The following is a 25,440-nucleotide window of genomic DNA, read 5'->3' as shown; positions in this document are numbered from 1 at the left end:
GTTTACCATTTACTAAAACCTCAGTTACTGCTACGATTACTTCTATCATTTTTTTCATCTCTCATCTCTCCTCGTGTCATTTCTTACTTTAAGTATAAGAGAAGAGAGATACTTCAACTATCGAAGTACATGACGTAGAAATTACATTGTTGTAAGAAAGTGTTTTAGTTTTGTCACTTTACTCAGCGGTAATTAAAAACTGATCATAATATTTTTCATTCACATATATATTTAATACCCATAATCCAGATGAAGGTAGTGACATAGTGAGAGGGAGTTCGTTTGTAGTAGAATCAATTGTATTTGAAGTAGTCCAAGTTGGTTTGGAAGTTTCTTGTTGAAAGAGTACGGGTGTTGGAGTTATTGATCCTTGTTTTAGTGCAATAATAGATAGTTTTCCAGTTGGCATTTCAGGATCTAAAAAGTACCACATTATTTCATTTTTTTCATTTGCGATAATAGGACTATCAGCCATTGCGATTTTTTCTTCGATGCCTTTTAAAGGTATTTTTTCTTGTATGAAGGAGGGTGTTTCTTCCCAATTTACATCTTTTAAAACGCTAAGATGAAAGAAGGAAGGTGCATTAACTTGAGTGGATGACGTTGCGATGGCTTCTTTTTTAGGTGCTTCTGAATCAGGTTGCGCTTGTGTGCATCCAGCGATGAGAAAAGAGAAAAGTAGCATAGTTCCGATTTTTTTCATGGTGTCACACTCCTAAATTTTATTGTTAGTGTAATTGTATTTGCTAGAAAGCGGGACAATTCCTTTAAAGTATAAAAAGAGGTCGTAAGTTTTGTACGACCTCTTTTGACATTTTCTATATTTGTTCAGTTGAAAAGGTAGGTTCATTCTCTTTTTGTGGCATCGTTAAGAAAATAACAGAAAAAATGATACATACGCCGCCTAATAATTGATATGCTCCAAAGGATTCATTTAGCCAAGCGATTGAAACGATGGCAGCTACAAGTGGTTCAATGCTAGATAAAATGCTCGTTTCTGTTGCTGCTAAATATTTCAGACTACCGATATAAAGGAGGAAAGAAAGAGTGCCACTTATGATGATAAGAATAAGCATAGAAAAAGTTCTTGATGTAAAAGTTTGTGAAAGCTGATTCCATTCAAACGAGCGATTACAAATAAGCAGGGCAATACCGCCAATTAACATTCCCCAGCCGATTACTACAGTTGTTCCGCATTCTTTAATAAGAGAGGCTGGATGGAGGGTATAAAATGCAAATCCAATTGCTGTTAATAGACCAAAAATAATGGCTTCTTTTGATAAAACAATATTTTCAATTGAACCATTTGTAATAATAAAGTATGTCCCCGTTAGTGCTGTTATAATTGCGAGCAGTTGCATAGACGCTGGGAATTTTTTTTGTCCAAATGCGACATAAATGGTAATAAAAACAGGGCCAAGAAATTGAAATAATGTCGCTGTAACGGCGTTACTAATATGAACTGTTTCAATAAAGGCGTATTGCGCACCAAGCATGCCGAGAATAGAGAAAATAATAAGTTGTATAGAATATCTAGGGTGTTTCCAAATTTGAAATATGTTTTGTTTCTTTATAAGTAAGAAAGACAAAATAAATATTCCTGCAAGCAACAAGCGAATTGTTAAAAAATCAATTGAGGATACATTAGTATGCTGAAATAGCCACTGAATCATTGGACCAGATAATCCCCATAATGTAGCCCCTATAATAATCATAATGAGTCCGATACGTCTACCATTGTTCATTATCATGTTTCTCCTCTCCGGTATTTGATTTTTTATGTGTGACATGATAAAAGGAATTATATATAAAATCTGATACTGTAAAAAGTATCAGATTTTAGTTTTATTAAGGGGTCAGATATTATGTTAGAATTAACGCCTAATTTAAATGTGAATAGTAAAAGAGCATTGTACATGCAATTGTATGAGTATATAAAAAAAGAGATTAAAGATGGAACGATTCCGGCTTTAACAAAATTACCTGCAAAAAGAAAGCTGGCAAGCTATTTAAAAGTGAGTAAGAATACAGTAGAAGCGGCTTACGAGCAATTACTTGCAGAAGGTTATATTGAGTCAGCATCGAGAAAAGGTTATTTTGTATGTAAAATTGAACGAATGATTTATGTAGAAGGAAGTGAAGCGAAAGTAGAAGAAGTACCGTTTCGGGAGGAGAACTATACATTTGATTTCACCCAAACAGGGGTTGATACGAATACGTTTCCATTCACTACGTACCGCAAGCTTATAAATGATGTATGGCAACCACATAATAATGAGTTGCTTTTTCTTGGACACCCTCAAGGGGAATTGAGCTTAAGGGAGGAAATTGCGAACTATTTGTATGAATCTAGAGGTGTACGTTGCTCAGCTAGTCAAATTGTATTAGGGGCGGGAACACAAATATTAGTGAAGTTACTTTTTCAATTGTTGAAGGGAAGTAATTATGCTGTTGAAAATCCAGGTTATCATAGGAAAATGGTCGTTTTTGAACAGGGAGAAAAGAAGGTTCAAATATTGTCTTTAGATAGGGACGGAATTTGTATGGCAGATTTAGAAAATAGTGATGCAAATGTTGTATTTGTAACTCCTTCTCATCAGTTCCCATATGGAATGATTATGCCTATTACGAGAAGGACGCAGCTTTTACAATGGGCAAAGAAAGAAGAAGACAGATATATTATTGAAGATGATTACGATAGTGAATTTCGTTATTCAGGAAAGCCAATTCCGGCACTACAAGGGTTAGATACAGATGGGAAAGTTATTTATATGGGGACACTATCAAAAGCTTTGTTGCCCTCATTACGGATGAGTTATATAGTATTACCGAAGAATGTAATTGAAAAATATCAAAAGGAATATTTGTTTTATACACAAAGTGTTTCAAGAATGGACCAAGAAGTGATTAGAAAGTTTTTAAATGAAGGCTATTGGGAAAAACATATTCATAAAATGCGCGTCGTCTACCGGAAAAAGAGGGATCGACTTGTTTTTGAAATAGAGAAGTATTTCTCTAATCGTGTTGAAGTGATAGGAGAAGATTCTGGATTACACATTTTATTAAAAGTGCATAATGGAATGCGAGAAGAAGAACTAATTAAAGAAGCTGCAAAATATAGTATTAAAATATATCCTGTTTCTACGTACTATAAAGACGGTACTGCGCCTGAAAATGTAGTTTTACTTGGGTTTGCAATTTTATCAGAAGACGAAATTGCGAAAGCGGTTCAATTATTACATAAGGCATGGTATACAAGAAAGTAAAAAACATCCTCCAGGCATGAGGATGTTTTTTATTATTTATTTTCATCTAAGAATAAGACCATATGCTCTTCGTCCCAATATTGTCCGTTATATTTTAATGAACGCTCTTGTACACCGAATGTTTTAAATCCTAATGATTCATAAAGTTTTTTTGCTCCATCGTTGCCAACAACAACATCAAGCATAACTTGTTCTACTTCTAAAGATTTAGCAAGTTCAAGACATTCTTTAATAAGTGCTTTTCCTGCTCCAAGTCCGCGTGCTTTTGGAGACACATATACAGAACCGATTTTAGCTTTATGTTCTTGTTTTACATATGGTTTCGTTTCCAGTGTTGCAACCCCGATTAATTGTCCATCTTTAAATGCACCTAGCGTATAGTTTTCATCTTGTGCTAATTTTTGTGCTTTATATTCAATCGCACACTCTTTATTAATAATATCTTCATAAGAAGAGCTGAAAGCTTCAGGATTTTGCTTTAATCCTTCTACACGAAGTTCTAAGTAAATTTCAGCTTCGTCTTTTGTTAATACATGGATATCCAATTGTATCACCCTCCAAATCTTTGCAAATGTACCTTTATTTTATATTGAAATAAGAATAATTTCAAAAGCTTAGCTTATATGAGCTGATTTTATGAACAAAATAACACCAGTAGTGTTTACTACTACTGGTGTTTTCACACGCATCTTATTCAAAAGGTAGCTCGATTATAAAGTTTGTTCCTACTCCTAATTGGCTTGTTACTAGGATGGAACCGTTATGCAATTCTACAATTTCTTTTGCAACAGCTAGCCCGATGCCTTTTCCACCAGTAGCTCTCGTTCTGGATTTATCAACACGATAAAAACGATCAAAAATATGCGGGATATCTTCTTCAGGAATACCTTCGCCTTCATCGGCTACACTTATTATAAAAGAATCTGTTTCTGTGAGCACGCGTATCGTAATAGTTGTGTTTTCTGGCGAATGTTGATAAGCATTGTGTAATAAATTTAACATAACTTGTTCCATACGTCTTTCGTCTATGCAAACTTCTAAATCATCTTTGCAATATACATGGAGTTGCATTTGTTTATTTGTTAATGTTGTTTTTGTTTTTTCAACCATTCGTTCTAAAAATGGTTGAAGAATCACTTTTTGTTTTTTTATAACAAACTGGTGTTGTTCTAATTGCACTAACATAAATAAATCTTGGACGAGATCGGTTACACTATCTGTTTCATCCTCAATGATTTGTAAGTATTCTTCACGCTCTTCTTTCGTTAAAGAGTCTCTCTTTGCAACCTTCGCATAACCTTTCATATAGGTCAATGGAGTTAATAGTTCATGGGCAACACTAGCGAGAAATTCATTACGTTCTTTTTTCATATAAGTCAGTTCACTGGATAAATCTTCAATCGTTTTTGCTAAGCTTCCAAGTTCATCATTCCGTTTAATACCTAATTGAATTGGTGTATTTAATTTTGATATTTTTTCTGTCGCCCTCTTCATTTTTATAAGTGGTTCTGTAATAACGCGCGAAAAAACAAAGACAGAAATAGTAGTCAAAATAATTGTCAAAACACCAATGATAAGAAATTGTTTCATGAGTTTAAGTAACATATTCTCTAAGAAGGATGTTTTTAATAACATATATAACTTCCCTTGAAACTCTGCTGTGTTAAGTGGGCTTACCGTTGTGATGAATTTTGATTTTTTCCAGTTCTTTTCGACGATCAATCCGCCTTTTGGAATAGGTTCTGTCTTGCAAATAAGTTGTTTTTGCATTGCCTTTGTTACGGGTTCTGAAGTGGAAATAATTTTGCCATTATTGTCTGTTAGTATGATAGCTATATCAGAGTTAGCAATTAATTCTGATTCTACTAAGTGTGCAGCTGCATCCGCGATATCGAAATCTGGATACATAGGACGGTTAGGGTTTTTATTGTATTCAGCGCGTTCGGGATGTTGCTTTTCTTTAGCAATTGCATTCCACTTTGTGCGGCTTGTAATTTTTTTACTATAGCGATTACCTTTTTCTAAAAGAGCAAGTGTTTCTTCCTCAATCCGCATTGTTGAAATGCTTTTGTAAAAAGATACAAAAGCAATTGTTTCAATACATAAAGCTAATATTAAAAAGTATGTCCCAATTTTAAGTGAAAGTTTACTCATTTTCTCACCATACCTTATTTCATATAAAGGGTCAGTGGTATACTATTGTCCACTGACCGAAGTAATTATTCACTTTTCCATTTATATCCGACTTTATAAACAGTTTCTAAGTAATTTTCAACTGGAAATCCTTTTTTGCGTAATTTATCACGGATATTGCGAATATGTGAATCGATTGTTCTATATTCAATGTCTGTTTCATAACCCCAAATTTTTTCGATTAAATCATCTCGGCTATAAGCACGGTTTGTATTTTGTAAAAATAGTCCAAGTAAAGAAAATTCGATAGGAGTTAGTGGAATTTTTTCATCATATACTGTGACAGTATGTTTCGTTTTATCCCACTCAATACCATTGAAGCTAACGAAGCCATCTTTCTTTGTACGGCGTAATATAGCTTCGATTCTTGCAACTAATACATGCTCATCAAATGGTTTTGTAATATAGTCATCCGCGCCCATAGTAAGGCCTTTCACCATATCGTAATTTTGATTGCGAGCTGTTAGCATAATAATTGGAACGTTGGAAATTTGACGGATTTGATAGCAAGTATCCCATCCATCCATATTCGGCATCATAACATCTAACAAAATAATATCGAAGTCTTTTTGTTCTATTAACTTTAGTGCTTCAAGGCCAGAGGTAGCTTTCATACAAAAATAGCCACGAGGACTTAAGAACAGATCTAATAATCTTAACATGCGTTCTTCATCGTCTACTAATAAAATTTTAACCATAATATTGTGCACCCCAAACTGTTCATTCTACTTGTATAGTTTACATGAAAATGATAAAAAACTCTTTTTATGTGATTGAGTGGAAGAGTGATTTCTCGCTCAGAGTAATTGACATAAAAAATGCACTAGTTTTGCACAACTATTTTTTATAATAGAAAACGTAGCGACACAAAATACCCTATGTTGCGACATAACGTCATGTCATTTTATTTATAAAATGACAATTCCATTCTATTGTGTATGTGAGATAGAGAGGGTTTTCGTATTCACCTCGCATCGGATAAGAAAAAATTCCTATCTCACACTTTTTTTAAAAGGAGATCATACACATGAATCCAAAAGAAGAAATTTCAAAAAAAGAAAAGCAAGATCGTAATACGGTTGTCATGTGCATTGCCGTATCTATGGTTATTATTATAAGTTGTGTAAATAAAATTTTGGGGATTTTATAATATAGAAAAAGCTTATTGCTTCTTAAGAAGCAATAAGCTTTTTTTCGTTATTAGGGGAATAGTTTTATATAATAAACCAAGGTAAAATTGCTAACCCAGAAGTTACAATTGCTGTAGTAAATATTAAAAGCATAGCTCGTTTGTTTTGTTTCATGTCACATTCTCCTCTATCTATCAATTGAATGCTATACGCTCATTTCATAATTGGTGCCTTACTTTATACTTTTAGTATAATGAATGGAAAGGTTTGGTACGATCGATAAAGGTGACATGAAGATTACATTGTTGTAATGAAAAAAGCACCTTCCTTAATAAGAAGATGCTTTTAAAAAACTATATTGAAGTATTAATCATTTAAGAACAGAACCATATGTTCCTCGTCCCAATATTGCCCGTTATGTTTTAATGAACGCTCTTGTACGCCGTAAGTTTGGAAGCCTAATGACTCATATAATTTTTTTGCTGCATCGTTACCAACTACAACATCGAGCATAAGTTGTTCTACATGTAATTTATCGGCATTTTCGATAATTGCTTTAATTAGAGCTCTTCCTGCTCCAAGGCCACGCGCTTTTGGGGAAACAAAAACGGAACCGATTTTTGCTTTATGTTCTTGTTTAATGAAAGGCTTTGTTTCTAAAGTAGAAATGCCGATTAAATCGTTATCTTTGAAGACCCCTAGAGTATACTTATCCGGATTGCTTAATCGTTTTGCCATAGCAGCTACAGGATCCTCATGTTTAAGAACATCTTCATAAGAAGAGCTAAAAGCTTCCGGGTTCTTCGTTAAACCTTCCATACAAACTTTTAAATATATTTCTGCGTCCTCTGTCGTTAATAAGCGAATTTCCATAGTTATAACCTCCTTGGTCGATTTCAAATAAAATAAATCCATTACTTCTATAAGATTGTGTATGTGTTTTGTTAACAGTCTCTTTTAATTTGTAAAAGAATGAAAAGATATATGCTACAATGTTTTGTTTTTAATATGTAATGAAATTATATATTAACTTCATTAACTATTCAAGTCTTTAATATATTACATTTTTATAACTAAAATAACTCCTCAACCGAGGAGTTATTTTAGTTATTCGATTGATAACCATCAATTCGATTTGGATGTGTGTAAATATTGCAAGATTCATTTCTAATAAATCCTACGACTGTAATGCCTAAATCATGAGCGAGTTGTAATGCTAATTTTGTTGGAGCGGATTTAGATAGAACCATTTCACATCCGATTTTTGAAACTTTGAGTAAAATTTCGGATGAAATACGCCCACTAAATGCGATGATTTTTCCTTTAACGGATATATCGTTGCGTAAACAATGGCCATATATTTTATCTAATGCATTATGTCTTCCGATATCCATTCTTGATAGGAGGATATTGTTTCGATCACATAGCGCGGTATTGTGAACCCCACCGGTTTGGCGAAAGGTAGTGGAAGATTGTTGTAAAGTATTCATTAAGTAAAAGCATTCTTCAGGAGTAATTTTTACATGTATATCATGTAAATCTTTTGCTTTTGCTGCATCGTTAACGAAAATAAAACCTTGTCTACCTTTTCCGCAGCAAGAAGTGATGTATCGTTTATTATATAAAGTTTGATAGAGTGGATTTACTTTTGATGATGTTACATGGACAATTCCGTTATCTTTTTGCACCCATAGTTCTTCAACATCTTTATAGGAAGCAATAATTCCTTCAGAAATTAAAAAACCAATTACCATATCTTCAATATAATTTGGTGTGCATACAACTGTTACATATTCTTCACCATTTAATTTAATTGTAATAGGAGATTCTGTAACAATCTCATCCAGTTGTTTTGAAAATGTACCAGATTGATAGCGTACAATTGTATAAGTCTCTTGCGTAGGCCCCATATTTAATTCCCCTTTTATATGTATTTCTCTCCCATATTTATCATAAAACAATGGGGAAATAAAAACACCTATTAGCAAGGAAATCACAGATTATTTTGGTTATTATTGTATATGTACGATATAATAGAACTGTAGAATAGTGATATTTTCAAGCTTTCGTAGTTATACCTTATAACATCTAGAATCGACTTCATAAGAAAAGTATTCGGACAGAGCGTTCAAAAATATGTACAGTAATGCGATTTTGAAAACGGATTCATAATTGTGTTGTACAGTTGGTTGTAAGGAGAGGGGAAACTATGGCAGAACAGACAGTCCATGTAACCGTGGATGGTAAAGAATTTTCCACATCGGGTGAAAAGACGATACTACAATTATTTAACGAGAGTAATTTGGAACATCCTCAAATTTGTCATGTACCAGAAGTAGATCCAATTCAAACTTGTGATACGTGTATTGTAGAAGTAAATGGGAAGTTATTACGTGCTTGTTCAACAAAATTAGAGAACGGTATGCATATTGAAAGACAGTCCCAGCGTGCAAAAGAGGCACAGACTGAGGCAATGGATCGAATATTAGAGAATCATTTATTGTATTGTACCGTTTGTGATAACAATAATGGTAACTGTAAAGTCCATAACACAGTACATATGATGGGAATTGAAGAACAGAAATATCCGTATGAGCCGAAAGTAAGTGCTTGTGAAGTGGATATGTCACATCCGTTTTATCGGTATGATCCAAATCAATGTATTGCTTGTGGACAGTGTGTAGAAGTATGTCAAAACTTACAGGTTAATGAAACTATATCGATAGACTGGAACTTAGATCGTCCACGTGTTATATGGGATCATGGTGTAAGCATAAATGACTCATCTTGTGTAAGTTGTGGGCAGTGTGTAACAGTATGTCCATGTAATGCGTTAATGGAAAAAACAATGCTAGGTGAAGCGGGGTTCATGACTGGATTAAAACCAGATGTGTTAGATCCAATGATTGATTTTGTAAAGGATGTAGAGCCTGGATATAGTAGTATTTTAGCGGTTTCAGAAGTAGAGGCTGCGATGCGTAAGACGAAAGTTAATAAAACAAAAACAGTTTGTACATTTTGTGGTGTCGGTTGTTCCTTTGAAGTATGGACAAAAGATCGCCATATATTAAAAGTGCAACCTGTTTCAGATGCACCTGTTAATGGTATTTCCACATGTGTAAAAGGTAAATTTGGATGGGACTTTGTAAATAGTGAAGATCGAATTACGAAGCCATTAATTCGCCAAGGAGATATGTTTGTTGAAGCTTCATGGGAAGAAGCATTAGAAGTTGTTGCTTCTAACATGCAGCATATTAAATCTCAATATGGCAGCGACGCATTTGGATTCATTTCTTCATCGAAAGTAACGAATGAAGAAAATTACCTTATGCAAAAACTAGCCCGACAAATATATGGAACGAATAATGTGGACAACTGTTCTCGTTATTGTCAATCTCCAGCGACAGACGGTTTATTTAAAACTGTCGGTATGGGCGGGGATGCTGGAACAGTGAAAGATATAGCTGAAGCAGGCCTTGTTATTATCGTTGGTGCGAATCCAACAGAAGGACATCCTGTACTTGCTACGAGAGTAAAACGTGCTCATAAATTACACGAGCAAAAACTGATTGTAGCAGACCTTCGTAAACATGAAATGGCAGAGCGTGCGGATCTATTTATTCATCCGCGTCAAGGAACGGATTACGTATGGCTTGCAGGTATTACGAAATATATCATTGATCAAGATTGGCACGATAAAAAGTTTTTAGCTGAAAATGTGAAGAACTTTGATGAATATAGCAAAATGTTAGAAAAGTATACGCTTGATTACACAGAAGAAATTACGGGGATTTCTAAAGCTCAGTTAAAAGAAATGGCCCGTATGGTATATGAAGCAGATGGTACTTGTATACTTTGGGGAATGGGTGTAACTCAAAATACAGGAGGAAGTACGACATCAGCAGCAATTTCAAATTTACTACTTGTTACGGGTAACTATCGTCGTCCTGGTGCAGGTGCATACCCATTAAGAGGGCATAATAACGTACAAGGTGCTTGTGATATGGCAACATTACCAAACTGGCTTCCTGGTTATCAAGCAGTATCAGATGATACGCTTCGTGCGAAATTTGAAAAAGCATACGGTACAACTATTCCGAAAGCACCAGGATTAAATAATATTGCAATGTTACTTGCAGCGGAAGAAGGAAAACTACGCGGTATGTATGTCATGGGTGAAGAAATGGCTTTAGTCGATTCAAATGCGAACCATGTGCAACATATTTTATCAAATTTAGACTTCCTCGTTGTTCAAGATATGTTCTTATCAAAAACAGCTCGTTTTGCTGATGTTATTTTACCGGCAGCACCAAGCTTAGAAAAAGAAGGAACGTTTACGAATACAGAGCGCCGTATTCAAAGATTATATGAAGTATTGAAACCGCTTGGTGATTCCAAACCAGACTGGTGGATTTTGCAAAAAGTTGCTCGTGCACTGGGCGGAGATTGGAATTACGAAAGTCCAAGTGAAATTATGGACGAAATTGCATCACTTGCACCGTTATACTCTCAAGCGACGTATGACCGTCTAGAAGGATGGAATAGTTTATGTTGGGGTAGTCATGATGGTAGCGATACACCGCTATTATATGTAGATGGATTTAACTTCCCAGATAAATTTGCTCGTTTATCATTAGATGAATGGGTACCACCGGTTGTAGCGCCAGATGAGTATGATTTACTTTTAAATAATGGTCGTATGTTAGAACATTTCCATGAAGGGAATATGACGAATAAGTCGGCTGGTATTTTATCTAAAGTATCTGAAGTATTCGTTGAAATTTCACCTGAACTCGCTATAGAGCGCAATGTAAAAGATGGTGGTCTTGTAGAATTAGCATCACCATTTGGGAAAATTAAAGTACAAGCGCTTATTACTGATCGTGTAACGGGGAAAGAGCTATATTTACCAATGCATGCAACAGTAAATGAAGAGGCAATCAATATTTTAACTGGGACGGCAACAGACCTTTATACGTGTACACCAGCATATAAACAAACGATGGTGAAAATGCGTGTGTTACGTGAAAAAGGAAATCGTCCGTTACCATCTTCAAACCCGCGAGATAAAAAGCGTAATCCGCAAAATGGTGTTGAAATCGAGCAAAAGTGGCAAAGAAAACAATACGTATCACTTGTGGACTAGGGGGCGGAGATAGTGGCGAAAGAAATTACGTTAATTAAAAAGAAAGTTGTAACAGAGGAAGAACAGAAACAGCAATTAGCAGATGAACTTCTACATGAGCTATCTAATAATCGTGAAGCAGTAGAAGAAACGATGCAGCTTTTAGCACAGTTGCAGAAGGCTGGGATATTAGATGCAGCGATTAGTTTACTTGCTGCGAAGGAAGATGTTTCAAAAATCGCTGTGGAGCAATTAAATCGTGAACCCGTTAAAAATGCACTCAACAATATGATGGGAGCGGGGGAAGCGCTATCTGCAGTTGACCCAGAAGTAACGAAGCAAATCACATCGAGTTTAGTTACTGGATTGCAATTTGCAACAGATGAATTAAATAGTGGTAAAAAAACAAAAGTGATGGATTTCTTTAAAGTGTTAAAAGATCCAGATATCAATAGAGCCATTACATTCGGTTTTAGCTTCTTGAAAGCATTTGGGCAAGGATTAGAGAAAAAATAGAGTAAATGAAAAAGTGATGGGACGTAGCCATCACTTTTTTCATTGTATGTATAAGAGTGTTCATGTTAAGCGGAATATATTATTATTAAAAAGATGGATTGGAAATGGAAGTATGGAATCCATCTCAAATATCGTTTTAGAATGTGGAGGAATATATGCAACACCGTAAAAGACTATCTATACCAGGGGTAATGGGACATTCCTTTCAAACAGTTAGATTTGCTTTTTGGAATGTATTAACCTTTCAACTTGCTTATAAATTATTAGCAGCAATTGTATTTGTCCCGCTATTTGGGATTATTTTTAATAAGTTATTGTATTTTGGTGGTTATGCAAATGCGACGAATGATGAATTATTAGCGTTTTTAAAGACACCATACGGCATTTTGGCAATCGTAATTTTATCATTGTTAGCACTGTTTCTTATCTTTACGGAATTTGCGGTACTTATTATTATTTCGTACTTCGCTCATAAAAGACAAAAGGTGAAATTACGTCCGATTTTATATAAAACTGTAACGTATTTACCTACTCTGTTCACATATTGCTTACCAGGATTTATTTTATATGCTGTCGTATTGTTACCTCTTTTAAATATTGGATATGAAACGGCATTAATTCCGCAAATTCAAATTCCTAACTTTATTACAGGGGAACTATTTAAGACAACGATGGGACAAGTTGGCTATTACACATTTTTTGCTGTAGTTGCGTATTTGAATCTTCGCTGGATTTTTGTTCTACCTATTGTTGTTTTAGAGCAAAAGCCGTTTCGCACAGCAGCACGTAAAAGTGCAACGTTAGTAAAAGAAAGTTTTTTAAAAGTACTATTCTTTTTAGTAGGATTTTTTATTTCAATAGGGATTGTGTACGGTGTATTTTTTGGAATATATTTATTGTGTCTATGGGGCATGTACGAATTTACAAATCCACAGGGAACATTTGCATTATTAGCGGAATCAACAATGTCTGTATTTTTAACGAGTACATTGTATTTATTTAGTTTTATCGTGACGCCATTTTATATTATGGCAATAACAAGATTATATTTACAAAAGGTTCCGGTTGAAGATGTTTTATTAGAAGAAGGATTAGATTATTCAAAGACGAAAGCAGATAAATGTTTCTTCCAAAAACATCGTTGGAAATTTATTGGCGTATATATTGTAGGAATTATTACTGCGGGAATGGTTGTGGCTTTCATTGTTACCTTTATTACAAACACATATAAAGAACCAATTATTATGGCTCATCGTGGTTATATTTCAAAAGGCGTAGAGAATACGAAAGAAGCTGTGCAGGGGGCTATTGATGCGAAAGCAGATTATGCTGAAATTGATGTACTGCAAACGAAAGACGGTGAACTAGCAGTTATACATGATTTGAAGCTAAAACGTCTTGCTAATGCTAATGTTCATGTGTCAGATTTAACGATGGATGAGTTAAGGCAGCTTACTCTTAGTCAAGACGGATTGTCAGGACAAATCAGTACACTTGATGAGATCATTAAGCTGTCAAAGAACAAAATCAAACTTAATATTGAAGTGAAGCTTCATGGTGGCGAAAAAGATTTCGTAAACAAAGTATTAAAAGTGATTAAAGATAATGAATTTGAGAAACAATGTGTCATTCAAACGCTACACTATCCGCTTATTAAAGAGTTTAAACGTGCAAATCCAAATATAAAAGTAGGATATATACTGTATGCAAGTAGAGCCAACTTAAAGAATGTGAAGGCTGATTTTTATGTAGCAGAAGAATACATGTTAAATAAGAAATTAGTAAAAGAAGCAAGAAAGTTAAACAAGCCGATTTACGTATGGACGGTAAATGATATGGAAAGTTTAAAGGGATATTATAAATTAAACGTAGATGGTATCATTACCGATTATCCTGAAGATGCACGTGAAACAATTAAGATGTTAAAAGAGCAAGAAGCGGAAGAAAGTGATCTGTTTGATAAAATTAGTGAAACAACAGATGATTTATTTTCCAAGTTATTTATAAGTTACCCAGCTGCTGGCTAAATGCCTGCAGCTGTTTTTTTTAGGAAAAGAATATATCTCTAAAGTATTGTGTACAGTAATAAGTGTATATGTATACGTCGATACTTAGGTTTCTTACATTGTTACATTATTGTCGAATAATAAGTGAATACTGCTTATTTTTAGGGAGTATAATAAAAATAGAGTGATAGATAATGAAATGGAGCGAAGATGCTAATAGAATCAATGTTTCTTATATTTACACTATTCTAAATATATAAACTTTTAAAAAATGATATGTTAGCGTTTTCATAACTTTTAAGTTATGCTAGAATAAGGACATAAGTTATTAATTATTACAAAAAGAAAAAAGACTTTCTTTTTTCTGTTAATTATAAGGGGGCATTTCATTATGCGTATTGGGGTACCAGCAGAAATTAAAAACAACGAAAACCGTGTGGCAATGACACCAGCAGGTGTTGTACATTTAATTCGTAACAATCACGAAGTATTCATTCAAAAGGGTGCAGGTCTAGGATCTGGTTTCACAGATGCTCAGTATGTTGAAGCGGGAGCAAAAATTGTTGATACGGCTGAAGAAGCATGGAACATGGAAATGGTTATGAAAGTTAAGGAACCAGTTGAAAGCGAATACAAACACTTCAGCGAAGGTTTAATCTTATTCACATACTTACACTTAGCTCCAGAACCAGAATTAACAAAAGCATTAATCGAAAAGAAAGTTGTTTCTATTGCATATGAAACAGTACAATTAGAAAACCGTTCTCTACCATTACTTGCACCTATGAGTGAAGTAGCTGGTCGTATGGCTGCACAAATTGGTGCACAATTCCTTGAGAAAAACAAAGGCGGTAAAGGTATCTTACTTGCAGGTGTTCCAGGGGTTAAACGTGGTAAAGTAACAATCATCGGTGGTGGACAAGCTGGTACAAATGCTGCTAAAATTGCAGTTGGACTAGGTGCGGATGTAACAATCATCGACTTAAGTGCAGAACGTCTTCGTCAATTAGATGACATTTTCGGAAACCAAGTAAAAACTTTAATGTCTAATCCTTACAATATTGCAGAAGCTGTAAAAGAGTCTGATCTTGTAATCGGTGCAGTATTAATCCCAGGTGCAAAAGCGCCAAAACTTGTAACAGAAGAAATGATTAAATCAATGGAACCAGGTTCTGTTGTTGTAGATATCGCGATTGACCAAGGTGGTATTTTCGAAACAACTGACCGTATTACAACTCATGATAACCCAACTTACGAAAAACACGGCGTTGTTCATTATGCAGTTGCAAACATGCCAGGTGCGGTTCCACGTACATCAACTCTTGCATTAACAAACGTAACAGTACCATATGCAGTACAAATTGCTAACAAAGGCTACAAAGAAGCTTGCCTAGGGAACGCTGCATTACTAAAAGGTATTAACACATTAGACGGCTATGTAACATTCGAAGCAGTTGCAGAAGCTCACGGTGTAGAGTACAAAGGTGCTAAAGAATTATTAGAAGCAGAAACAGTATCTTGCTAATAGAAGCATTATACAAAACAAAATCGAACAATATATAAAACAACATGAGAAGAGCTAAGAGTGAAGATCTCTTAGCTCTTCTTGGCAAAAGGGGGCATACATCGTGGCCAACCTATTTAAAAAGAAATCCGTTACGCAATTGTTAGGGGAAAGTAAAAGTAAAACTTTAACGAAAACGCTAGGGGCATTCGACCTAACAATGCTAGGGATTGGTGCGATAATCGGTACAGGAGTTCTAGTATTAACAGGATTAGTAGCAGCAAGAGATGCTGGTCCAGCAGTTATTTTTTCATTCATGATTGCAGCAATTGTTTGTGGATTTGCAGCTTTATGTTACGCAGAAGTTGCATCTACACTTCCTGTTTCAGGTAGTGTGTACACATATTCGTATGCAACAATTGGTGAGTTTGTTGCCCATTTAATGGGATGGACATTGTTATCCGTATATGTCGTAACGACTGCCGCAGTAGCTGGCGGATGGACGGGTTATTTCCATAACTTAGTGAGTGGATTGGGACTTGAAATTCCAAAAGCATTGCTAACGATTCCATCGCAAGGTGGCATGGTAAACTTACCAGCAGTTATCGTTACGTTAGTGATAACTTGGTTATTATCACGAGGTACAAAAGAAAGTAAGCGCGTGAATAACATAATGGTATTAATTAAAATTGGTATTGTTGTTTTATTCATTGCAGTTGGTGTATTCTACGTGAAACCAGAAAACTGGATACCATTTGCACCTTACGGTTTAAGTGGAGTGTTCGCAGGGGGAGCAGCAGTATTCTTTGCTTTCTTAGGATTCGATGCATTAGCAACTTCTGCTGAAGAAGTAAAAAATCCACAACGTGATCTACCAATTGGTATCATTGCTTCGCTAGTTATTTGTACAATCATTTATGTTGTAGTTTGTCTCGTTATGACAGGTATGGTTTCTTATAAGGAATTAGATGTACCTGAAGCTATGGCATATGTGTTAGAAGTTGTAGGACAAGATAAAGTGGCTGGTGTAATTGCTATTGGAGCTGTAATCGGAATTATGGCTGTAATTTTCGCTTACATTTATGCAACAACTCGTGTATTCTTCGCAATGAGCCGTGACGGTTTATTGCCAAAATCTTTTGCGAAAATTAACAAGAAGACTGAAGCTCCAACATTTTCAGTTTGGTTAACAGGAATTGGTAGTGCTTTAATTGCTGGATTTATCGATTTAAAAGAATTGTCGAATTTAGCGAATATTGGAGCGTTATTAACATTCGCCATGGTTGGTGTAACTGTTATCATTCTTCGTAAAACGCATCCGAAATTACAACGTGGATTTATGGTACCACTTGTACCGATCTTACCGATTATTTCAGTTGCATGTTGTCTATTCTTAATGGTAAATTTACCATTAAAAACATGGATATACTTCGGTGTTTGGTTAGCAATCGGAGTAGTTGTATACTTTGTTTATTCGAAAAAACATAGTCATTTAAAAGACGATGGAAGTTCGCAGGATAATTTAGAACAAGCTAATTAAAAGGGATATAAGTATAGTAAGCCTTGTGCGTCTAGGGAGCGCGCAAGGCTTTTTTCTTTTGTGCAAAATGTACATCCTTTTTTGTATGAGAATGTAATGGATGTGGAAAATATGTGTAAGCCTTATTAAAATATGAACAAAATGTTCGGAAAAATATATGAGATTTCATTGACACATATGAATGGACGCTCATATAATAAGAGTATAAGATATATGAATGATTGTTCATATGTTCAAATGAAGAGGTGAGCTATAATGGCTGTAAATAAAGTAGAAACACCACAAGAGACATGTTCTCAAACGATAATTCATGAAGAAGTTGTTGATCAAGTAAAACAAACAATTCCAACTGACGAAAGTTTAAGTAAAGTAGCAGAACTATTTAAAGTATTAGGTGATCGTACACGTACGAGAATATTACATGCGTTATTTGAAGCAGAAATGTGTGTGTGTGATTTAGCGTATTTATTAGGAATGACACAATCATCTATTTCACATCAGCTTCGTGTGTTAAAGCAAGCGAAACTTGTAAAGAATCGTAAAGAAGGAAAGGTCGTTTATTATTCGTTAGCTGACCAGCACGTAATTCATATCTTCGAGCAAGCGTTTGAACACGTAAACGAGGAAGAATAAAAAGAACGCGAGGAGGGAGAACGATGGCTGAAGCATTAGTGAAAAAGAAACTGGTGTTAGAAGGTTTAGATTGTGCGAACTGTGCAATGAAAATTGAAAAAGGCGTTGGGAATATAGAAGGAGTAAATTCTTGCTCTGTAAATTTCGCGACAAAAACAATGGTTTTAGAAACAGTACAAAATAAAGAAAGCGAAGTTGTTACAGAAGCAAAACAACTCGTTACAAAATTAGAACCGCACATTAAAGTACAAGAAGAAAACAACACAAAAGTAGCGAAAGAAGTATTTATATTAGAAGGTTTAGATTGCGCAAACTGTGCGATGAAGATTGAAAATAAAGTGAAAGAAATGCCCACTGTTTCAGCAGCAACTGTTGATTTCGTATCAAAGAAATTAAGAGTTGAAGTAGCGAATAAAAGAGAATTAGAAGCGACTATAGCAAATATAACAAATGTCGTTCAAAAGTTAGAACCAGATGTAAAAGTTATTCGTGAAGAAAAAGGTGGTCATGACCACGGACATAGTCACGACCATGGTGAAGCAAATGTGAAAAAGATGGTAGGACGATTAGTGGTCGGCGGAATTTTGACAGCAATTGCTGCATTAGCTGGCTTACCACAAATGATAACAATTCCGTTATTCGTCCTTGCGTATTTATTAATAGGCGGAGATATCGTTTGGAGAGCGGTAAGAAACATAACTCGCGGCCAAGTGTTCGATGAGAACTTCTTAATGGCAATTGCAACACTAGGAGCTTTTGCGATTCAACAATATTCAGAAGCTGTTGCGGTAATGCTATTCTATCAAGTAGGGGAACTATTCCAAAGTATTGCGGTCAATCGCTCCCGAAAGTCAATTACTTCATTAATGGATATCCGTCCTGATTATGCGAATGTGAAGGTTGGAAATGAAACGAAACAAGTATCACCAGAAGATGTACAAATCGGCGATTATATTATCGTGAAGCCTGGTGAGAAAGTACCATTAGACGGAAAAGTAGTTGAAGGAACATCAATGGTAGATACTTCAGCATTGACTGGTGAATCTGTACCACGTGAAGTCGAAGTTGGAAATGATGTATTAAGTGGTTTTGTGAACCAAAATGGCGTATTAACAATTGAAGTTACAAAAGAATTTGGTGAATCAACTGTATCAAAAATTTTAGATTTAGTTCAAAATGCAAGCAGTAAAAAAGCGCCAACAGAAAACTTTATTACGAAGTTCGCGCGTTACTACACTCCGGTTGTAGTTATTACAGCAGCGATCATGGCGTTTATTCCACCACTTATTTTAGAAGGAGCTACATTCTCAGAATGGATTTATAGAGCTTTAGTGTTCTTAGTAATCTCTTGTCCATGTGCGTTAGTTGTATCTATTCCTCTTGGATTCTTTGGAGGAATTGGTGGTGCATCTAAAAGTGGTGTGTTAATAAAAGGAAGTAACTATTTAGAAGCTTTAAATGATGTGAAATATATTGTTTTTGATAAAACAGGAACATTAACAAAAGGTGTCTTCAAAGTTACAAAAATGGAACCAAGCGAAGGTATTACAAATGAAGAATTATTAGAGTATGCAACATTTGCTGAAGTGTATTCTAATCATCCAATTGCACAATCTATTCGAAAGGCATACGGAAAATCAATTGATGAAAAAATAATCGATGAGTATAGCGAAATTTCTGGTCACGGTACAGTCGTAAAAGTACAAGGAAAAGAAATTTTTGCAGGTAATGCTAAATTAATGAAAAAAGAAAACATTACATTTAAGCAACCAGAAACGGTAGGTACATTAGTTCACGTTGCTGTAGATGGGGAATATGCAGGTTATATCGTTATCTCTGATGAGGTAAAAGAAGATTCAAAACAAGCAATTCAAAAATTAAAAGAACTAGGTATTAAGAAGACAGTCATGTTAACGGGTGATGCAAAATCCGTTGGTGAAGCTGTTGGTAAAGAATTAGGTTTAGATGAAGTTCACGCAGAACTATTACCGCAACAAAAAGTCGAAGAGATTGAAAAAATTGATGCGGCGAAGAACGGAAAAGAAAAAGTTGCTTTCGTTGGTGATGGTATTAATGACACACCGGTATTAGCAAGAGCAGATGTTGGTATTGCGATGGGTGGTTTAGGATCAGATGCAGCGATTGAGGCGGCAGACATTGTTATTATGACTGATGAGCCTTCAAAAATTGCAACAGCCTTAAATATTGCAAAACGCACACGACGCATTGTATGGCAGAATATCATCTTTGCATTAGGGGTAAAAGGATTAGTTTTATTACTTGGTGCTTTTGGTATTGCAACAATGTGGGAAGCTGTCTTCTCAGATGTTGGTGTGACACTACTTGCAGTGTTAAATGCAATGCGTGTACTACGAGTGAAAGATTTATAAAAAAGAGGACGCAACCTGCGTCCTCTTTTTTAGGTTATTTTGTTGAAATTGACTCAATAAAATAATAACAAATATTATTTTGTAAATAAATAACGTAATATTAAAATTTACAAATAAAAAATATTTGTCGTACTATTTTAATATATTTTCCACAAAGATACATATCGTATTGAAAAAACAGAGAAGGAAAAGCTTCTCTGTTTTATTTTTGTATATTTTTTTCAACTTGTTCTCGAACAGTTTGAATGTAATTCATTTTATGATCCCAACATTCTTGACTTAAATCGACAGGGTACTCTTCGGGATTTAAAGTTCGCATATATTCTTCCCAAAATAGTGCGAGACTCTGTTCATTATATTTTTGAATATCTAATATACCTGGTAGTTCATATGTTCTTTCGCCGTTAATGAAAATGTCTTTATGCAGTTCGCGTGCTTCAAAGTTTGTTACAAATTTACTTATATACGTGTGTACAGGATGAAACATTTTTAAACGTTCTTCTTTTCCTGGCTCTTCAGAATCTAATGCAATATAATCGCCTTCTGCATGATCGTTAACTCGATTGATAATGCGATAAATTCGTTTCAGTCCTGGAGTGGTAATTTTTTCAGGGTTAGATGAAATTTTAATTGTATCATTTAACTTTCCATCAGTATCTTCAATCGCAACTAGTTTATAGACAGCCCCTAACGCTGGTTGCTCAAAGGACGTAATTAATTTTGTTCCAACGCCCCATACATCAATTTTTGCGCCTTGAGATTTCAAATGCATAATTGTGTATTCATCTAAATCGCTAGAAGCAATAATTTTTGTATTTGTAAACCCAGCTTCATCTAGTAGTTTTCTTGCCTTTTTAGATAAATAAGCCATATCACCACTATCAAGGCGAATGCCGTAAAAATCGATACGATCTCCAAACTCCTTCGCAACGCGAATTGCATTTGGAACACCTGATTTTAAAGTGTCGTATGTATCAACGAGAAAGACACATTTTTTATGAGTTTCAGCGTATTTCTTAAACGCGACATATTCATCGCGATACGCTTGAACGAAAGAGTGAGCGTGTGTGCCTGCTACAGGTATTCCGAAGCGTTTCCCAGCTCGTACGTTACTCGTAGATGAGAAACCACCAATAAAGGCAGCGCGTGTGCCCCAAAGAGCTGCATCAAACTCGTGGGCACGTCTTGTACCAAATTCTAAAAGTTCATCATTATTTGCAGCGTGCTTCATACGAGCAGCTTTTGTTGCAATTAATGTTTGGTAATTCACAATGTTTAACAGGGCAGTTTCAATAATTTGTGCTTCACCGAGCGGTGCATCAACACGTAATAAAGGCTCGTTATTAAATACAACTTCACCTTCTTGCATACTTCGAACGGTCCCAGTGAATTTCATATTTTGTAAATAATGAAGGAATTCTTCTTCAAATTGTAATTCTGCTAAATAAGCGATATCGCTTTCGGTAAAGCTGAAGTTTTCTATGTACTCTACAATCTTTTCAAGGCCAGCAAAAACAGCATAGCCGTTCTCGAATGGAAGCTTTCGAAAGTATAAATCAAACACCGAGCGGCGATTATGAATACCATCTTTCCAATATGTATAAGCCATATTAATTTGATATAAATCTGTATGTAAGGCATAGCTATCGTCTTTATAATAAGTCATCGCGAAAACACCTCCATAATTTGGTTATAGTATACCAATTTTTCACCGCTCGTAGCAAAGAATGGATATGAAAGTATAGTCAAGAGGGAAAAAAATGAAATAATGCATATTTTTTAGAAAATTAACATTTATCAATTTATATTTCTCAAGATTTTATGTATTATTAGAGTAATGGGGGTAATGAGAATGGAGGAGGACAATGCAACAAACATTAGAAAAAATAGGCAAACAAGTCTTTTATAAACGGCTACAGCAAAAAATGACACAAGAAGAATTATGTCAGGGCATTTGTTCTGTCTCATACTTAAGTAAAATCGAAAATGGAAAGATCGAGGCATCAGAAGAAATTCTACAATTGCTCTGCACAAGGTTAGAAATTGCCGTGACGGATTTGAGAGATGTAGAAGAAGATGTGAAGGGGAAGCTAGATGAATGGTTGAATGCACTAGTTCATTTGGACAAGCCACAAGTAGAACGCATATATGAAGAGTTGCAAGGTGAAATGAAGCATGTTTTGGATTTTGAAATTATAAATTATTATAAACTGCTGTATACGCGGTATTTAATTATGAAACGAGATTTTCTGGCTGTTGAAGAAGAATTAGAGAGATTAAAAAAGATGTACAAAAAGTATTCGCCATTTCAGAAATTATTATATACGTATAGTAAAGGTCTATATTATTTTTTACAGCATAAATATAAAACGGCCTTAGATTATTTAGTTCAAACTGAAGTGATGGCGAAAGAACAAGGCTATTATGAAACTGGGATCTATTATAATTTAGCTCTTGTTTATAATGAATTAGAAATAGAACATATGGCTTTACATTTTGCTCATTTAGCTATGGAAGGCTTTAAGAATGAATATAAATTTCGTCATGTGATTAATTGCCAGTTATTGATAGGGTTAAGTTATATACAGAAAAAACAATATAACGAAGCTTTAGGGATTTATAGAAATATTTTAAGAGAGGCTAATTCTTTTGCGGATAAAGATAACATAACAGCGATTGCTCTAAATAACATGGGGTATTTACATTACCATTTAAAGGATTATGCAAAAGCGAAAGAGTATTATTTACAATGTTTACAATACAAGAAGGAAGAAGATTTAGATTACATTGATGCTGTATATGAGATTGCATTGCAATGTATTGAATTGAAGGAATTTGAAGAAGTAAAAGAGTGGATTAATAAAGGGATAGAAGTTGCGAAAAGAGATGAGAAGTATAAAAGTATGTTATATACACTTTTAATACTTCAATATAAATATTTTGAAGAAAAGGGGGTGTATAAAAAGTTTTTAGAAACAGAAGCTTTAACATTTTTTAGGCAAGAGGAAAATAAAAAAGATTTGAAAAAGGTATATTTAGAATTAGCAAAATATCATGAAGAAGTATTAGAATTCCAAGAAAGTAATCGGTATTATAGACTAACTATTAATTTATTAGAAGAAAAGGGAGGAAGATGAATATGAAGAAAATGATTTTTGGTGCACTAGCATTAGTGGCTATATTAGTAGTGTTAGAACCTCAATATGCTTGGACTGGAGATATGTATGGTCAAGCTAAAGAAGTAATAGAAGTAATAAATTCTTAATAAAAACCCCTTTCCAATCGGAAAGGGGTTTTTCAATATTTGTTCCTCAAAATTCTACAAAACTTGAGAAAAAAATTATTTGAATTTTTAGTATATTAATAGTGGAAACATAGTGCTACGATAAAACTACTCTTTTTCAAAAAATAATTTATTAGGGGGAAGATTCATGAAAAAGAAAAGTTTAGCGTTAGTGTTAGCGGCAGGAATGGCAGTTACAACGTTTGGAGGGACAGGCTCTGCATTTGCGGATTCTAAAAATGTGCTCTCTACGAAGAAGTACAATGAAACGGTGCAATCACCTGAGTTTATTTCTGGTGATCTAACTGGAGCGACTGGTAAGAAAGCAGAATCTGTTGTGTTTGATTACTTAAACGCAGCAAAAGGTGATTATAAGTTAGGGGAAAAGAGTGCGCAAGATTCTTTCAAAGTAAAACAAGTGAAAAAAGATGCTGTAACTGATTCAACAGTAGTACGTATGCAACAAGTATACGAAGGAGTACCTGTATGGGGTTCTACTCAAGTAGCTCATGTAAGTAAAGATGGTTCTTTAAAAGTATTGTCTGGAACAGTTGCACCTGATTTAGACAAAAAAGAAAAGTTGAAGAATAAAAATAAGATCGAGGGCGCAAAAGCAATTGAAATTGCGCAAAAAGATTTAGGTGTTACACCTAAGTATGAGGTAGAACCAAAAGCGGACTTATATGTATATCAAAATGGTGAAGAAACAACATATGCATACGTTGTAAATCTAAACTTCTTAGATCCAAGCCCAGGAAACTACTACTATTTCATTGAAGCAGAAAGCGGTAAAGTATTAAATAAGTTTAATACAATCGATCATGTGACGAATGATGATAAGTCACCAGTTAAACAAGAGGCTCCTAAGCAAGATGCAAAAGCAGTTGTAAAGCCTGTAACAGGAACAAATAAAGTAGGTACTGGTAAAGGGGTATTAGGAGATACGAAGTCGCTTAATACAACGTTATCTGGATCATCTTACTACTTACAAGATAATACACGCGGGGCAACGATTTTCACATATGATGCGAAAAATCGTTCAACATTACCAGGAACATTATGGGCAGATGCAGATAATGTTTTCAATGCAGCGTATGATGCAGCAGCGGTAGATGCTCATTACTATGCAGGTAAAACATATGATTACTATAAAGCTACATTTAACAGAAATTCTATTAATGATGCAGGAGCGCCGTTAAAATCAACAGTTCATTACGGAAGCAATTATAATAATGCATTCTGGAACGGATCACAAATGGTATACGGAGACGGTGATGGTGTAACGTTTACTTCATTATCTGGTGGAATTGATGTAATTGGTCATGAATTAACGCATGCGGTTACGGAAAATAGCTCGAATTTAATTTATCAAAATGAATCAGGAGCATTAAATGAAGCAATTTCTGATATCTTTGGTACATTAGTAGAGTTCTATGATAACCGTAATCCAGATTGGGAGATTGGTGAAGATATTTACACGCCTGGTAAAGCAGGAGACGCACTTCGCTCTATGAGTGATCCAACGAAATATGGTGATCCAGATCATTATTCTAAGCGTTACACTGGTTCAAGTGATAACGGTGGAGTTCATACGAACAGTGGTATCATTAACAAACAAGCTTATTTATTAGCAAATGGTGGTACACATTCTGGTGTAACTGTAACTGGTATTGGTAAAGATAAGTTAGGTGCAATTTATTACCGTGCAAATACACAATATTTCACGCAATCTACTACATTTAGCCAAGCTCGTGCTGGTGCAGTACAAGCTGCAGCTGATTTATATGGTGCGACTTCTGCGGAAGTAGCAGCAGTTAAGCAATCATTTAGTGCTGTTGGTGTAAACTAAGGGTT

At 34.9% G+C, this 25,440-nt stretch carries 21 protein-coding genes; 13 read left to right on the top strand and 8 right to left on the bottom strand.

Annotated elements, in window-relative coordinates; translation table 11 throughout:
* Positions 1-178 precede the first annotated feature (178 nt).
* Together AC1Q8N_RS24500 and AC1Q8N_RS24495 are read right to left on the bottom strand one after the other, a co-directional pair.
* A complete protein-coding gene (locus tag AC1Q8N_RS24500; RefSeq protein WP_098048142.1) occupies positions 179-703 on the bottom strand; it encodes a DUF4871 domain-containing protein in 525 nt (174 codons plus the stop codon).
* Between the two features lie 115 nt (positions 704-818).
* Positions 819-1,745, bottom strand: coding sequence for a DMT family transporter (locus tag AC1Q8N_RS24495; protein WP_098076912.1), 927 nt, complete (start codon positions 1,743-1,745; stop codon positions 819-821).
* Between the two features lie 120 nt (positions 1,746-1,865).
* Between AC1Q8N_RS24495 and pdxR the strand changes: the two genes are divergently transcribed.
* Positions 1,866-3,266 (top strand): MocR-like pyridoxine biosynthesis transcription factor PdxR, encoded by a 1,401-nt coding sequence (gene pdxR / locus AC1Q8N_RS24490; protein ID WP_048541634.1) that lies wholly within the window; start codon positions 1,866-1,868, stop codon positions 3,264-3,266.
* A 32-nt stretch (positions 3,267-3,298) separates the two neighbouring features.
* Here the strand turns inward: pdxR and AC1Q8N_RS24485 are convergent, their stop codons facing one another.
* The 3 genes from AC1Q8N_RS24485 to AC1Q8N_RS24475 form a co-directional block, all read right to left on the bottom strand.
* Positions 3,299-3,811, bottom strand: coding sequence for a GNAT family N-acetyltransferase (locus AC1Q8N_RS24485; protein WP_000351216.1), 513 nt, complete (start codon positions 3,809-3,811; stop codon positions 3,299-3,301).
* A 145-nt stretch (positions 3,812-3,956) separates the two neighbouring features.
* Positions 3,957-5,420: a sensor histidine kinase gene (locus AC1Q8N_RS24480; protein WP_048541636.1), complete on the bottom strand. Its 1,464-nt coding sequence runs from the start codon at positions 5,418-5,420 to the stop codon at positions 3,957-3,959.
* 65 nt (positions 5,421-5,485) lie between these two features.
* Positions 5,486-6,157 carry a response regulator transcription factor gene (locus AC1Q8N_RS24475; RefSeq protein ID WP_000238948.1) on the bottom strand — a complete coding sequence of 224 codons (672 nt, stop codon included), beginning with the start codon at positions 6,155-6,157 and terminating at the stop codon, positions 5,486-5,488.
* Between the two features lie 329 nt (positions 6,158-6,486).
* Here AC1Q8N_RS24475 and AC1Q8N_RS24470 point away from each other — a divergent pair, with 329 nt between their 5' ends.
* A complete protein-coding gene (locus tag AC1Q8N_RS24470; protein WP_001068388.1) occupies positions 6,487-6,609 on the top strand; it encodes a hypothetical protein in 123 nt (40 codons plus the stop codon).
* 346 nt (positions 6,610-6,955) lie between these two features.
* Here the strand turns inward: AC1Q8N_RS24470 and AC1Q8N_RS24465 are convergent, their stop codons facing one another.
* Both AC1Q8N_RS24465 and fdhD read right to left on the bottom strand, forming a co-directional pair.
* On the bottom strand, positions 6,956-7,462 hold the full coding sequence (locus AC1Q8N_RS24465) for a GNAT family N-acetyltransferase (RefSeq protein WP_000405878.1): 507 nt from the start codon (positions 7,460-7,462) through the stop codon (positions 6,956-6,958).
* A 230-nt stretch (positions 7,463-7,692) separates the two neighbouring features.
* On the bottom strand, positions 7,693-8,499 hold the full coding sequence (gene fdhD, locus AC1Q8N_RS24460) for a formate dehydrogenase accessory sulfurtransferase FdhD (RefSeq protein WP_048541637.1): 807 nt from the start codon (positions 8,497-8,499) through the stop codon (positions 7,693-7,695).
* 299 nt (positions 8,500-8,798) lie between these two features.
* On the opposite strand from fdhD, the gene fdhF reads away from it, so the two are divergent.
* The 8 genes from fdhF (at position 8,799) to AC1Q8N_RS24420 (ending at position 20,303) form a co-directional block, all read left to right on the top strand.
* Positions 8,799-11,735, top strand: coding sequence for a formate dehydrogenase subunit alpha (gene fdhF, locus AC1Q8N_RS24455; protein WP_098076909.1), 2,937 nt, complete (start codon positions 8,799-8,801; stop codon positions 11,733-11,735).
* Between the two features lie 12 nt (positions 11,736-11,747).
* The gene (locus tag AC1Q8N_RS24450; protein WP_048541641.1) at positions 11,748-12,230 is read left to right on the top strand and encodes a helical membrane plugin domain-containing protein; all 483 of its coding nucleotides are present in this window, start codon (positions 11,748-11,750) and stop codon (positions 12,228-12,230) included.
* 46 nt (positions 12,231-12,276) lie between these two features.
* Complete coding sequence (locus tag AC1Q8N_RS24445) at positions 12,277-12,399, top strand: hypothetical protein (RefSeq protein WP_255288421.1); 123 nt, start codon at positions 12,277-12,279, stop codon at positions 12,397-12,399.
* Positions 12,386-14,257 carry a glycerophosphoryl diester phosphodiesterase membrane domain-containing protein gene (locus AC1Q8N_RS24440; RefSeq protein ID WP_087983419.1) on the top strand — a complete coding sequence of 624 codons (1,872 nt, stop codon included), beginning with the start codon at positions 12,386-12,388 and terminating at the stop codon, positions 14,255-14,257. Before AC1Q8N_RS24445 ends, AC1Q8N_RS24440 begins: the two co-directional genes overlap by 14 nt.
* A gap of 370 nt (positions 14,258-14,627) precedes the next feature.
* Positions 14,628-15,761, top strand: coding sequence for an alanine dehydrogenase (gene ald, locus AC1Q8N_RS24435; protein WP_048541645.1), 1,134 nt, complete (start codon positions 14,628-14,630; stop codon positions 15,759-15,761).
* Positions 15,762-15,864: 103 nt separating this feature from the next.
* Complete coding sequence (locus tag AC1Q8N_RS24430) at positions 15,865-17,280, top strand: amino acid permease (protein ID WP_098643049.1); 1,416 nt, start codon at positions 15,865-15,867, stop codon at positions 17,278-17,280.
* 255 nt (positions 17,281-17,535) lie between these two features.
* Positions 17,536-17,913 carry an ArsR/SmtB family transcription factor gene (locus tag AC1Q8N_RS24425; RefSeq protein ID WP_000290207.1) on the top strand — a complete coding sequence of 126 codons (378 nt, stop codon included), beginning with the start codon at positions 17,536-17,538 and terminating at the stop codon, positions 17,911-17,913.
* Positions 17,914-17,936: 23 nt separating this feature from the next.
* Complete coding sequence (locus AC1Q8N_RS24420; RefSeq protein ID WP_098076906.1) at positions 17,937-20,303, top strand: heavy metal translocating P-type ATPase; 2,367 nt, start codon at positions 17,937-17,939, stop codon at positions 20,301-20,303.
* A gap of 202 nt (positions 20,304-20,505) precedes the next feature.
* On the opposite strand, the gene AC1Q8N_RS24415 is transcribed toward AC1Q8N_RS24420, so the two are convergent.
* The gene (locus AC1Q8N_RS24415; RefSeq protein ID WP_048541651.1) at positions 20,506-21,969 is read right to left on the bottom strand and encodes a nicotinate phosphoribosyltransferase; all 1,464 of its coding nucleotides are present in this window, start codon (positions 21,967-21,969) and stop codon (positions 20,506-20,508) included.
* Between the two features lie 199 nt (positions 21,970-22,168).
* Here AC1Q8N_RS24415 and AC1Q8N_RS24410 point away from each other — a divergent pair, with 199 nt between their 5' ends.
* From AC1Q8N_RS24410 to AC1Q8N_RS24400, 3 genes are all read left to right on the top strand, one after another.
* Positions 22,169-23,440: a helix-turn-helix domain-containing protein gene (locus AC1Q8N_RS24410; RefSeq protein ID WP_048541653.1), complete on the top strand. Its 1,272-nt coding sequence runs from the start codon at positions 22,169-22,171 to the stop codon at positions 23,438-23,440.
* Positions 23,441-23,442: 2 nt separating this feature from the next.
* Positions 23,443-23,568, top strand: a complete 126-nt coding sequence (locus AC1Q8N_RS24405) for an NprX family peptide pheromone (protein WP_000738188.1) — start codon at positions 23,443-23,445, stop codon at positions 23,566-23,568.
* 166 nt (positions 23,569-23,734) lie between these two features.
* On the top strand, positions 23,735-25,435 hold the full coding sequence (locus tag AC1Q8N_RS24400) for a M4 family metallopeptidase (protein ID WP_060487028.1): 1,701 nt from the start codon (positions 23,735-23,737) through the stop codon (positions 25,433-25,435).
* Positions 25,436-25,440: the final 5 nt, after the last annotated feature.

It is taken from the genome of Bacillus sp. GW823-FHT06B01 (assembly GCF_058952315.1).
The sequence above is the reverse complement of the archived record's forward strand: the minus strand, read 5'-3'. Positions and strand labels throughout refer to the sequence as shown.

Bases quoted from the DNA above. Each gene is read 5' to 3' on its own strand.
- AC1Q8N_RS24500 (WP_098048142.1), bottom strand. From the start codon at position 703: ATGAAAAAAATCGGAACTATGCTACTTTTCTCTTTTCTCATCGCTGGA.
- AC1Q8N_RS24495 (WP_098076912.1), bottom strand. From the start codon at position 1,745: ATGAACAATGGTAGACGTATCGGACTCATTATGATTATTATAGGGGCT.
- pdxR (WP_048541634.1), top strand. From the start codon at position 1,866: ATGTTAGAATTAACGCCTAATTTAAATGTGAATAGTAAAAGAGCATTG.
- AC1Q8N_RS24480 (WP_048541636.1), bottom strand. From the start codon at position 5,420: ATGAGTAAACTTTCACTTAAAATTGGGACATACTTTTTAATATTAGCT.
- AC1Q8N_RS24475 (WP_000238948.1), bottom strand. From the start codon at position 6,157: ATGGTTAAAATTTTATTAGTAGACGATGAAGAACGCATGTTAAGATTA.
- AC1Q8N_RS24470 (WP_001068388.1), top strand. From the start codon at position 6,487: ATGAATCCAAAAGAAGAAATTTCAAAAAAAGAAAAGCAAGATCGTAAT.
- AC1Q8N_RS24465 (WP_000405878.1), bottom strand. From the start codon at position 7,462: ATGGAAATTCGCTTATTAACGACAGAGGACGCAGAAATATATTTAAAA.
- fdhD (WP_048541637.1), bottom strand. From the start codon at position 8,499: ATGGGGCCTACGCAAGAGACTTATACAATTGTACGCTATCAATCTGGT.
- fdhF (WP_098076909.1), top strand. From the start codon at position 8,799: ATGGCAGAACAGACAGTCCATGTAACCGTGGATGGTAAAGAATTTTCC.
- AC1Q8N_RS24445 (WP_255288421.1), top strand. From the start codon at position 12,277: ATGTATAAGAGTGTTCATGTTAAGCGGAATATATTATTATTAAAAAGA.
- AC1Q8N_RS24440 (WP_087983419.1), top strand. From the start codon at position 12,386: ATGCAACACCGTAAAAGACTATCTATACCAGGGGTAATGGGACATTCC.
- ald (WP_048541645.1), top strand. From the start codon at position 14,628: ATGCGTATTGGGGTACCAGCAGAAATTAAAAACAACGAAAACCGTGTG.
- AC1Q8N_RS24425 (WP_000290207.1), top strand. From the start codon at position 17,536: ATGGCTGTAAATAAAGTAGAAACACCACAAGAGACATGTTCTCAAACG.
- AC1Q8N_RS24420 (WP_098076906.1), top strand. From the start codon at position 17,937: ATGGCTGAAGCATTAGTGAAAAAGAAACTGGTGTTAGAAGGTTTAGAT.
- AC1Q8N_RS24415 (WP_048541651.1), bottom strand. From the start codon at position 21,969: ATGACTTATTATAAAGACGATAGCTATGCCTTACATACAGATTTATAT.
- AC1Q8N_RS24410 (WP_048541653.1), top strand. From the start codon at position 22,169: ATGCAACAAACATTAGAAAAAATAGGCAAACAAGTCTTTTATAAACGG.
- AC1Q8N_RS24405 (WP_000738188.1), top strand. From the start codon at position 23,443: ATGAAGAAAATGATTTTTGGTGCACTAGCATTAGTGGCTATATTAGTA.
- AC1Q8N_RS24400 (WP_060487028.1), top strand. From the start codon at position 23,735: ATGAAAAAGAAAAGTTTAGCGTTAGTGTTAGCGGCAGGAATGGCAGTT.